This window comes from Aliidiomarina sp. (assembly GCF_047920995.1).
Classification (GTDB): Bacteria; Pseudomonadota; Gammaproteobacteria; order Enterobacterales; family Alteromonadaceae; genus Aliidiomarina.
This window is the reverse complement of sequence record NZ_JBLRWZ010000046.1, coordinates 1-11,146: the sequence shown is the minus strand read 5'-3', so window position 1 is coordinate 11,146 and position 11,146 is coordinate 1. Positions and strand designations below refer to the sequence as shown.

Genomic DNA, 11,146 nt, shown 5'->3' with positions numbered 1-11,146 from the left:
CGTAAACGCCTTTCGCTTTTAATACTTCAGCAGCGATTGCTACCGTGGTGTTCACTGGGTTGGTAATAATTCCGATACATGCTTTCGGGCAAGTATCAGCAATATTTTCAACTAGATTTTTAATGATGCCAGCGTTCATGTTGAACAAATCTGAACGATCCATACCTGGCTTACGCGGAACACCTGCTGGAATCAATACAACATCGGCGCCTGCAAGTGCATCAGTTAAGTTCTCTTTGCCATAACCTTTTACGCTTACCGAGGTTGGAATATGGCTCAAATCAACAGCAACACCCGGCGTTACTGGCGCAAGGTCGAACAAGGCAAGGTCTGTACCAGCTGGAAGCTGGGTTTTTAATAGCAAAGATAACGCCTGACCGATACCGCCAGCGGCGCCTAAAACTGTTACTTTCATAATGCACTCCAATCAATCTGTTGCGGGGGCTAAACCTTAGCCGATTAGGCCCCAAAAAACAATAAAACGCGTGTTTAATTCGCCTTGCAGAGCACTGTTAAACACTCGGAAAACTAGGTGTTATGGAAAAAATCCGATACACTGTGCTTCTATTCAATTAAATTAACAATTAGACAAAAGTATGGCTGCTCACCAACAAGATTTGCTCATAGAAGCGTTTCGCGAACTACTGAAAGAAGAATGCTACGCATCACAAGCGGAAATCGTGGATGCGTTGCAAGATCGTGGCTTCGATGGCATGAACCAATCGAAAGTTTCCCGCATGCTCAGTAAATTCGGTGCTGTGCGCGCTCGTAATGCGCGCGAAGATATGGTGTATTGCTTACCGCCAGAATTGTCTATGCCTTCGGCACGCAGTTCAGTGCGCCAGCTGGTTCTGGATGTAGAGCACAATGATGTAATGGTAATTATCCGCACTACGCCGGGTGCTGCCCAGCTCATTGCGCGCTTGCTCGATTCAGTAGGGCGAAAAGAAGGTGTGCTAGGAACCATTGCTGGCGATGATACAATTTTCATTGCGCCGGTAAAAGTAACCGAAATCGATGCAACTTTAGCCAATATCCAGCGCTTATTTGAAAGCCATTAGCCTGCTATTCGCCGGCCGTTCAGCGGCCGCCAAGCTGTTCCAGCCACTGTAACGGTGGCGCAAAATAAGCACTGGCATGTTCCACATTCTCGAATTCCAGCAGCGGATCAGCCAACCCTTTCTCATCTACCGTAAAGCGATTACGAATCCAGCTATCTAATACATCTGCTTGGTTGGCAAACAATAAGCTCATTTCTTGGGGCCGCTGCAAGCCACCGAACGGCATGTGCAAACGCCACAAATCACCCGCCGTTTTATCTGCATGGCTTGGTTCTTTATTGCTTTTAATGATACGTCCGGAAAGTTTATCGCGGCCCATAATGCGTTCTTGCTCGGCTTGCGTTAGGGCCGCAAAGCGCTGCACATCTTGCTTACTAAAAAACAACCAGAAGAAACTACCACCTGCAAATTCCGGATCATGCTCGGCGCTAATCAAGGTGCGTTCGCGCCGGGTTGGCCCTGCCATGTGCTCGTTCATGTATTTAAAGCCAAACAAATCGCGGCCATCTAAACAACGAAACGGGGCATGCTGCTCGGCTAATACCACCACATCATCAAGCCAGTGCAACAGCTGCAAGCCTGCTAAATAATTTGCATCGGCGCGATCAGAGCGAATTACCATCACTAAATCGAAAGGAGTTACCGGCAGCGGATGCTCACTGCGCACGTAATCAGGAATATTCTTTAAGCCCTGAGGGCGGCTTTGCGGAGCCAGTACATCCCAATAGGGTTCGCCAACACCAAGGGTAGCCGTAAGCAATGCTTCCGAGAAACGATCCGCTAGCTGCGTACTTTGCATTGGAAACTGCGCCAGTTTTTGGCGAATTTTCCGTACATCTTCCGAAGTAACGTGCATCAGCATCACTAATGCATGCAAACTTGCTTCGGCACATACACCGGCTTGTGAACGAATTAACTGCCCCATGTTAACTGACCCATGTTAATTGACCCATATTAATTGACCCATGTTATGTCCTTATGAACCCATGATCTTCATTATGGTAAACGCTTACCTATTTTCTACTTATCTTTGCGATCACGCCACCAAGTTTGTACTTGGCGAATGCGGCTGCGTAATGACGTATTCGTAGCCGAGCCGGTATAGCGGCCTTTAAAAATATGCCGAATACGATATACACCTGGCACATTCACTGGCTGGCCTTGGCTGTTTAGCAGCCAACGAAACGCCCGATCTTCATAGCATTTCTGCCAAGTAGCCGCCGGCGTTTGATACACCGACATGGCATCACAATAGCCCATTTCTCGCGCCGCATCACCATGGGTTATTTGCAGGGGTCCGGTGGCCTTCGTTATTTGCTTGCTGATGAATTCGGTACCATCAAGAGCAACGATTTGCGGCTCGGCAGCTTTCTGCAACAGCGGATCATCTTCCGCTAGTAACGAGGTAACCCGTTCTTCTTGTGGGAACACTAACGGCGCTTCGCACCCTTGCAATTCCTTCGCTAGGCTATCTAATGCGCCTGCATGAAACACCACATCACAATCGGTAAACCACACCCAATCAGCGCTGCTATTTAACGCCGCATGGTTGCGGCCAATGCCGCGGCGAAACAGCTGCTCTTTCGGTAATGCTCGCCACTGCCAAACCACGTTCGGCACTTGCTGTTGCGCAAAAAACGTAAGTAACTCTACGGCTTTTGTATCTTCTTCGCTGTAATACACGGTCATCGTAATATCCATATCACGCGGTGGGTGCTGCACCAATGAGCTGAGCTGATATGCTTGCAGATGAGCATACTGCCAACAATGGCTCACTATCTCTAAATGCAGCCTACCCGTTTTGCCCGGGTAGCGTGATTTTGGTTTTGGATACAAACCACGAATCGGTAACACACCGCTTACTGCCAAACGAGCCAGTTGCCCTTGAATACCACGATACCAACGCTGCGGAGCTACCCGCACTGAATCTGCCTGCATGTATTATATCTCGTTGCGTAAGTTAAATTACTACTGCCCTTGTGCACAGTTCGCACTCAGCGCCACGCACAAAAAAACCCGTGTTGTGATGCTACACCATCACGCCACGGGTTTCATCTACGCATTGCGTAACTAGTACTTGGCTGGCGTTCCAGGTGCTGGCAATGCTGCACGAATGAAATCACGCACATGCTCGTTGGAAAGCCGGAGATCATCGCGGCGTAAATACATCATATGGCCGCTGCGGTAGCCTTCAAAGAATAAGCGATCTTTCATTTTTCCGCTTGGATCCATTTGCCACATGCTGTATTTCGCATCGAAGTAGTTGGTAGCGCCATCGTAGTAGCCTGATTGGAATAATACGTTTAAGAACGGATTTTGTGCCATCGCTTGGCGAAGGTTCTCACCAGTATTGTTACCGCTGCGATCCCAAGGACGCACTGGGCCAAACATGTTATACGAAACATCAGTTTTAAAGCCTAGCTCTTCACGTAAATAGTAGTTGATAGCAGGCGTGAACGAATGCAACCAAGAGGTAAGCTCAGAGTTAAAATCTGGGCGTACGCCAACATCTTTGCGATCCAAGCCTTTGTAACGCGAATCTAAACGCCCTACGGTGTGGCCTTCATGGCGCAATAGCTCTTTCCAGAAAAATGCCGTATCCACATCCAAGTTACTCTGCAGAACAGCTTCAACAGAAATACCAGAATAGCGCGCTACTTGCTCTGCTATGGCTTGTTTTTCATCGGCTGGTAACCAAGCTCCTTTTGCTAAGGCAGGTAAATACTGGTTAATGGTGAACTCTTCTACTTTCGGCAATAAATCGTATAAATCGCCTGCTTGTAAATCATCGGCTAACTGGCCGTGATACCATGCAGCTGCGGCGAAATACGGCAGGCGGTTGGCGGCTTTAACTGGCCCATCACGATCGATACCCATATCGGTTGGCGATACTAAAATTACGCCATTTAGGTACATCCAATGTGCATTTTGCAGCTGCAAGGCCATACCCGCTACACGGGTAGTGCCATAGCTTTCACCAATTAAGAACTTCGGTGAGCGCCAGCGGTTGTAACGCGTAACAAAGGTATTTACCCACTCAGAAAGGTAACGAATATCTTCATTCACGCCAAAAAACATTTTTTGCTGCTCGGCACGCGAAGGCATGCGGCCATCAGGGCCTGGCAACACTCGAGAATAGCCAGTGTTTACCGGGTTCACAAACACAATATCGGCAACATCTAATACTGAATAGGGGTTCTGCTGCACGCCATAAGGCTGGGTAGGAAAACCTTCTTCATCGAGCAATAAGGTTTTCGGGCCGGTGTAAGCGATGTGCATCCACACCGAAGCAGAGCCTGGGCCACCATTAAAGGAAATCAGCAATGGCCGGCTTTCTTGATTACGCACGCCTTGGCGTTCGTAGTAGGTGTATTGCAAGGTTGCTGTTGGGTGGCCTTCATCATTCCACACCGGAAGGGTGCCTGCATACGCCTTATAGTTAACTCGCTCGCCGTTAATTTGCGCACGATGCTCGGTTTCTACAACCGTTTCAATTGCAATACTGAGTTGATGTTCATTGCTAGATTGCGCCATAGCTTGCGCCATGAAGCCAGCTTGCACTAGCACTAGGGCCAGCCAGAACACGCCTTTATTTAAGGTGTTCATATTATTCCTCGTTACTCTCGTTACTATTATGGTAAGTAGCAAATATTTCTGCGAACAAAGGTTGTAAGAAGCTCGCACCATATTCATTTAAATGATCATCATCAAAATAAAGTGGTGTGCCATCTTTATCACCCCAACAAACTGCATCATCACAAAATATTGGCACTGGGTCGAGTAAACGCACGCCACATTCGGTGGCTGCCTGTTCTAGCGCGGCGAGTATCACCTGCTGCCGTGCATAATAGTGCTGCAATGGCACATTTACGCGTTCAGCCTCACCTTGAAATAACCGCGTACGCGCCATTTGTTGGGGAACACTTACGAACATTTCAGGAATTGGTTTCAACATATACACAGGCCGATGCTCGGCAAACTCGCAAGCGGTATCCACAATCGCGGTAGTAAACTCAGAAAAAAATGCAGCATCGCGATGTCGATGTGGCGCGTTTACATAGAACTCAGGCCGTTCATCTGCACCATCTACTTCCTCTGGATCTCGGCTAATTACATATTGAGCGAAACGATTCACCATTAGCAGAGGTATATGTGCCGGCAAATTAGTACTCTGAGCAAGCGCGTAATCAATGAAATCTTCGCAACGAAAACGCGAGCTCTGCGCCGATTGAATATCCTCGATTGTGGGGCACCCGGTAAGGCTCCAATCCAGCACATGTAAATCTTTACTTGGTAGCGCAGCTTTGGCACTCAACATCATCGAAGCAGCATGGCTATCACCCAGCACAATTAAGCCTAACTCTGGCCCACCATAAGTGCATTCGGCAGCCATGCCAAGGGCACTTGATTGGGTACAGGTATCACGCTGTGGGTTCACGTTAAAAGCCGCCGCAGTAAGTTGTTCCACTTCCGCGGGCAATCGTTTCGGTAAATCACCTGCTCGTACCCACTTTGCTGGCACCATAACCATAATAATTGCAGCTATAAAAATCGCCGTTAGTTGCCGCTTTCGTTGGCCATAAAACCAATTGCGCACTGGGTTTTCAATCAATCGATAAGAAAGATCACCGAACAGCAAACTCACGGCAATTGCTGCCGTTACCGCTAACACCGATGTTTGCATACCTGCGAAAAACAGCAGCACAGCAAATGGCCAATGCCATAAGTAAATCGAATAAGAACGGCTGCCAAGCCATTGAGCTATAGGGTGCGCAATTAGCATGTTCTGCTGTTGCGCAACGGCAAGCACTAGCATAGTGCCTACTACTGGAATTAATGCCCACGCTCCCGGCCAAACGAGTTCGGCATGGAAAAAAACGAACGGCAGCACCATTAGCAGCCAGCCCAAGCCATAGGCTGCGTTCTTTGCGGTAGCAGTGAAGCGGGGCCTCCCCTGCCAACGAGTGAGGAAAAATACCAAGCCCCCTGCGGCCATTTCCCATGCCCTCGCTGGTAGCAAATAAAATGCTGCATTCGCATCGCGCGGGGAAATGTAAATGCTATATATTAGTGAGATGAAAAATACACTAAATAAAACTAAGAACAACGCGGTAAGGTTTCGTTGAAAAAGGCGATATGCAGCCCAGAGTAAAACCGGAAACAACAAATAAAACTGCCACTCTACCGCTAAACTCCACGTATGCAGCAGCCATTTTTCATGAGCATCACTATCGAAGTACCCTGCCGCTCCGGCAAAATCAATGTTCGATACAAATGCCACTGCATAACTGGTTTGTGAAGCGAGTTCTTGATAATCAGGAGTAGGTAAAAAGAACCAGCCAGCCGCGAGCAGAAGCAGCAGCATTACATACAAAGCTGGCATAATTCGTTTAGCACGGGCGAGATAAAATAAGCGAAAACTGAATTTATTTGCGCTCAGGCCGCTTACGATAATATCGGTCATCAAGTAACCGGAAATCACGAAGAAAATATCTACGCCCGTGAACCCGCCACTAAATCCGGGCACTAAAAAATGAAATAGCACCACAGACACCACAGCCCACGCACGTAGGCCGTTAATATCATTTCGAAAACCCGATTTAGTTACATCAAACTGCATGATTGCATCTCTTACTGATCATCCCGAGCGCGGCTTCTGCGAGGGTAACGCTCAGCAAATAAAGCCATTTCGGGAATTAATATCCCGCAGCATACCCATCTTTGCGGCTTTCTGAAGCGCCAATGTAATAGCCACGCTCATCATACCAAATCGCTTGATAACCCCCGAATGGCCCTACCGCCTCTTGTAAGCGATGGCCCATTTTGGTGAGCTCACGGCGAGTATTATCGGAAAAGCCATTTTCTAAACTGAGCACGCCACCATCGGTCATGATTTCTCCGGTAGGTTGGCTTGAGCCCGAATGCAAAATTCGTGGCGCATCGCCTGCTTCTTGTAAGTTCATGCCAAAATCAAGAATGTTAATCAGAATCTGCGCATGCATTTGTGGCTGCGTGCCGCCGCCCATAACGCCATAGCTCATTACCGGCTTGCCATCTTTGGTAACAAACGCCGGAATAATGGTGTTAAATGGCCGTTTACCCGGCTCGAACACGTTCATGTGCCCTTCTTCAAGCGCAAATAATTCACCCCGATTTTGCAGCACAAAGCCTAAGCCTGTTGGGGTAATACCAGAACCCATACCCCGATAATTACTTTGAATTAAAGACACCATATTGCCATGCTTATCAGCCGTAGTAAGGTATATCGTATCGCCGGTCATCGGCGGATTACCGGGTTCATAGCTGCGGCCTGCGCGCTCTGGGTTAATCAGCTGAGCGCGTTCTTGGGCATATTCTTTGGAAATCAGCCAATCTACTGGAATATCGTTGAAGGCCGTATCAGAATAAAATTTCGCACGGTCTTCAAAGGCCAACTTCTTCGCTTCCACGAAATGGTGAATGTACTCGGGGCTATCGAAACCCATTTCGGCTATATCAAACTGCTCTAAAATGTTGAGAATCTGCAGCGCAGCAATACCTTGCGTGTTCGGTGGCATTTCCCACAAATCGTAACCACGATAGTTGGTAGATACCGGATCTACCCACTCCGAATAATGCGCAGCCATATCCTCATAGGTTAAAAAGCCGCCGTGTTCTTGCACAAACTCACCGATGGTGCGAGCAATATCACCGCGATAAAATGCATCACGCCCACCGCTGGCAAGCTTCTTATAGGTGTTAGCTAAATCCGGATTGCGGAACATATCGCCTTTTTGAGGTGGCTTGCCATCCTTCATGAATACATCACGGAAGCCAGGGAAATCTTGTAACACAGCTGCGTTCGTGCCGAAATAGTAAGCAATTACTTCGGTAACTGGGAAGCCATTTTCCGCATAGTGAATTGCCTCGGCGAGTACATCCGGCATTGGCATAGAGCCAAACCGATCATGCATTTCAAACCAACCATCTACCGCGCCCGGCACCGAGATTGGCAATACACCACGCTGTGGAATACTTTCGTAGCCATTTTCTACGAAGTAATCGAGCGACAAACTCTGAGGAGAGCGCCCAGAAGCATTTAAACCGTAGAGTTGGCCACTTTCCGCGTGCCAAATAATCGCGTATAAATCACCGCCAATACCGTTACCAGTAGGCTCTACCAAGCCTAATACAGCATTTGCTGCGATGGCCGCATCAATGGCGTTGCCACCTGCCTTCATTACATCGAGTGCCACTTGCGTAGCCAAACCTTGGCTGGTGGCGGCCATCGCTTCCGGCGCCATTACTTCCGAACGGGTAGCGAAATGGTGGCCCGTAATTCTATCCGCAGCTACAGCCGTAAAAGCAGCGCTTGCCACAAGCGCAGTAACCGCTGCCTTTTTTAAAAATAAGTGCATGGTAATCTCCAGCGTGTTTAAGTAGGCGCTTTAATTACATAATCGATCAGCAATTGCTGCGCACTTTGTTTTTGGCGCAGAAACGCCATTACGTTAGCTTCCTGCTGGGGTTCATCCAATCGAAACAGAACTTTATATTTTTTGTAGGTGAATTCACGATAATCAGTAATGCCCAGCATTTCAAGCTCTGGGCAAACCGGAAACTGCTTCGGGTTATTGGCTAACTTGTTTTCCGTGGCTAAAACCAACTCGCGCACGATTGCACTAGCCTCTACCTCGCCTATAAATTGGTTCATGTAACGAATCAGAATGGTTAGCGTTACTTGAGCAACAGGCGTGTAATTTACGCGCGTTCTTGCTGTATTCATATTTGTTCAGATCCTAATCTTGTGAATCCAAACCTACTCGCTGCAAAAGCTCATCTGCACCGATAGTTCTAGCCTCGCGAATATCCCGCTCAGCAAGGTTCATAAGCTTAAGAAGCGCAATACCTTCGTCGCGTATTCGCGCACTCGCTTCTGATTCTATTCGATATACCGGGGTACCACCTTGGGTAACCACAATAGGTTCTTCAACATCAAGAGTTGCCGCATTTTGCTTTATATAACTGATGGTTTTAATTTGCATAAGAACCTCGTAAACACTTACTCATAATAGAACGCAGCGCAAAATAGAACACCGTCCAAAGTAGAACACAGTAAGGCAGTCCAAGTATGAACTATTTATAGACCATTTGTCATAAATTCACAAGATTGAAGCCCCAAGAAGCAAAAAGCCCAGCACTTAAATAAGTACTGGGCTTTGTTCTTACCAATCTAAATTTACATCAACCACTTGATTACTCTGCTTACGCAACAGTCTTCAAGCAGCAATCCTTAGGCAACAATCCTTAAGCAACATTAATCGTAGGAATAATGCTGTCTTTAGCTTTTTGCTCCGCAGCGCGGAAATCAGGCATTTGATCGAAGTTTAAGTACTTATACACTTCGCCAGCCATCGCATCGATGTTTTGTGCGTATTCCATATACTCTTCGCGGGTTGGGATTTTGCCCAAAATCGCGCCTACTGCAGAAAGCTCGGCAGAAGCAAGGTACACGTTTGCACCATCACCCAAACGGTTCGGGAAGTTACGCGTTGAAGTAGAAAGCACAGTCGCACCGGCTTTCACGCGCGCTTGGTTACCCATACACAATGAACAGCCAGGCATTTCAGTGCGCACACCGTTGCGGCCGTAAATATTGTAGTAACCTTCTTCCATCAATTGCGCTTCGTCCATCTTCGTTGGTGGCGCGATCCACAATTGCGTGTTCAGTGGCTTGGTGTTTTGCTCAAGCAATTTACCAGCCGCACGGAAGTGGCCAATGTTGGTCATGCAAGAACCGATGAACACTTCATCTACTTTATCGCCAGCAACATCTGATAAGGTTTTCGCATCATCAGGATCGTTCGGGCAGCAAAGAATTGGCTCTACGATTTCATTCAAATCGATTTCCACAACTTCTGCATATTCCGCATCTTTATCGGCTTGCATTAGTTCTGGGTTCGCCAACCACTCTTCCATTTTCTGCGCGCGGCGCTCAAGCGTGCGCACATCGCCGTAACCTTCAGCCATCATCCAACGTAGCATGGTAATGTTTGAACGAAGGTATTCCGCAATTGATGCTTCTGAAAGCTTAATTGTACAACCTGCAGCTGAACGCTCTGCCGAGGCATCAGAAAGCTCAAACGCTTGCTCAACAGTTAAATCATCTAACCCTTCGATTTCTAAGATGCGGCCAGAGAAGGCATTTTTCTTACCGCGTTTCTCCACAGTAAGTAGGCCTTGCTTGATACCGTATAAAGGAATGGCATGTACCAAATCACGCAGGGTAACGCCCGGCTGCATTTTGCCTTTGAAGCGTACCAATACAGATTCAGGCATATCTAACGGCATTACACCGGTAGCTGCAGCGAAGGCTACTAAGCCTGAGCCTGCAGGGAACGAGATACCCAGTGGGAAACGAGTATGCGAATCGCCACCCGTACCTACGGTATCTGGCAACAACATGCGGTTTAACCAGCTGTGGATAATGCCATCACCTGGGCGTAGCGATACGCCGCCACGATTCATAATGAAATCTGGCAACGTGTGCTGGGTATCGATATCTACTGGCTTCGGATAAGCGGCCGTGTGGCAGAATGATTGCATTACCAAATCAGCATTAAAGCCTAAACACGCGAGATCTTTTAGCTCATCACGAGTCATTGGGCCGGTAGTATCTTGCGATCCTACCGTGGTCATGCGTGGCTCACAGTAAGTACCTGGGCGAACACCTTCGATGCCGCACGCTTTACCTACCATTTTTTGCGCTAGGGTAAAACCTTTACCGCTATCGTTTGGCTGCTCTGGTGCACGGAATAAATCGTGATGGCCCAAACCTAAAGATTCACGAGCTTTAGTGGTTAAACCACGGCCAATGATAAGGTTGATACGGCCGCCAGCGCGTACTTCATCGATAATTACATCGGAAGCATATTCATATTCAGCGATTACTTCGCCGGCTTCGTTTTCAATCTTTCCTGCGTATGGATAAATGTGAATTACATCACCCATATTCATTTGGTCTACATCGGCTTCGAATACCAAAGTTCCAGTATCTTTCATGGTATTGAAGAAGATAGGTGCTACTTTACCGCCAATACAAATAC

The 11,146-nt window shown here is 47.7% G+C and carries 10 protein-coding genes; 1 reads left to right on the top strand and 9 read right to left on the bottom strand.

Features of this window, described 5'->3' with window-relative positions; all coding sequences use genetic code 11:
* A partial coding sequence (locus ACNA7P_RS10360; protein WP_416258558.1) for a lactate/malate family dehydrogenase occupies positions 1-415 on the bottom strand: 415 nt, incomplete at its 3' end.
* A gap of 181 nt (positions 416-596) precedes the next feature.
* Here ACNA7P_RS10360 and argR point away from each other — a divergent pair.
* Complete coding sequence (gene argR, locus ACNA7P_RS10355) at positions 597-1,061, top strand: transcriptional regulator ArgR (protein WP_416258557.1); 465 nt, start codon at positions 597-599, stop codon at positions 1,059-1,061.
* A gap of 19 nt (positions 1,062-1,080) precedes the next feature.
* On the opposite strand, the gene ACNA7P_RS10350 is transcribed toward argR, so the two are convergent.
* The 8 genes from ACNA7P_RS10350 to ACNA7P_RS10315 all read right to left on the bottom strand — a co-directional run.
* A complete protein-coding gene (locus ACNA7P_RS10350) occupies positions 1,081-1,986 on the bottom strand; it encodes a Dyp-type peroxidase (RefSeq protein ID WP_416258556.1) in 906 nt (301 codons plus the stop codon).
* 95 nt (positions 1,987-2,081) lie between these two features.
* Positions 2,082-2,999: a glycosyltransferase family 2 protein gene (locus tag ACNA7P_RS10345; protein ID WP_416258555.1), complete on the bottom strand. Its 918-nt coding sequence runs from the start codon at positions 2,997-2,999 to the stop codon at positions 2,082-2,084.
* A 132-nt stretch (positions 3,000-3,131) separates the two neighbouring features.
* Entirely contained in the window at positions 3,132-4,667 is a 1,536-nt protein-coding gene (locus ACNA7P_RS10340; RefSeq protein ID WP_416258554.1) for a S10 family peptidase, read from the bottom strand.
* Position 4,668: 1 nt separating this feature from the next.
* Entirely contained in the window at positions 4,669-6,681 is a 2,013-nt protein-coding gene (locus ACNA7P_RS10335; RefSeq protein ID WP_416258553.1) for an acyltransferase family protein, read from the bottom strand.
* A 76-nt stretch (positions 6,682-6,757) separates the two neighbouring features.
* Entirely contained in the window at positions 6,758-8,458 is a 1,701-nt protein-coding gene (gene ggt / locus ACNA7P_RS10330; protein ID WP_416258552.1) for a gamma-glutamyltransferase, read from the bottom strand.
* A gap of 17 nt (positions 8,459-8,475) precedes the next feature.
* Positions 8,476-8,826 (bottom strand): type II toxin-antitoxin system RelE/ParE family toxin, encoded by a 351-nt coding sequence (locus tag ACNA7P_RS10325; RefSeq protein WP_416258551.1) that lies wholly within the window; start codon positions 8,824-8,826, stop codon positions 8,476-8,478.
* 13 nt (positions 8,827-8,839) lie between these two features.
* Positions 8,840-9,085 carry a type II toxin-antitoxin system Phd/YefM family antitoxin gene (locus ACNA7P_RS10320; protein ID WP_416258550.1) on the bottom strand — a complete coding sequence of 82 codons (246 nt, stop codon included), beginning with the start codon at positions 9,083-9,085 and terminating at the stop codon, positions 8,840-8,842.
* 262 nt (positions 9,086-9,347) lie between these two features.
* Positions 9,348-11,146, bottom strand: a 1,799-nt coding sequence (locus ACNA7P_RS10315; protein ID WP_416258549.1) for a bifunctional aconitate hydratase 2/2-methylisocitrate dehydratase, incomplete at its 5' end; no start/stop codon positions are given.

Coding starts and splice junctions, on each gene's coding strand:
- ACNA7P_RS10325 (WP_416258551.1), bottom strand. CDS start 8,826: ATGAATACAGCAAGAACGCGCGTAAATTACACGCCTGTTGCTCAAGTA.
- ggt (WP_416258552.1), bottom strand. CDS start 8,458: ATGCACTTATTTTTAAAAAAGGCAGCGGTTACTGCGCTTGTGGCAAGC.
- ACNA7P_RS10335 (WP_416258553.1), bottom strand. CDS start 6,681: ATGCAGTTTGATGTAACTAAATCGGGTTTTCGAAATGATATTAACGGC.
- argR (WP_416258557.1), top strand. CDS start 597: ATGGCTGCTCACCAACAAGATTTGCTCATAGAAGCGTTTCGCGAACTA.
- ACNA7P_RS10340 (WP_416258554.1), bottom strand. CDS start 4,667: ATGAACACCTTAAATAAAGGCGTGTTCTGGCTGGCCCTAGTGCTAGTG.
- ACNA7P_RS10345 (WP_416258555.1), bottom strand. CDS start 2,999: ATGCAGGCAGATTCAGTGCGGGTAGCTCCGCAGCGTTGGTATCGTGGT.
- ACNA7P_RS10320 (WP_416258550.1), bottom strand. CDS start 9,085: ATGCAAATTAAAACCATCAGTTATATAAAGCAAAATGCGGCAACTCTT.
- ACNA7P_RS10350 (WP_416258556.1), bottom strand. CDS start 1,986: ATGGGGCAGTTAATTCGTTCACAAGCCGGTGTATGTGCCGAAGCAAGT.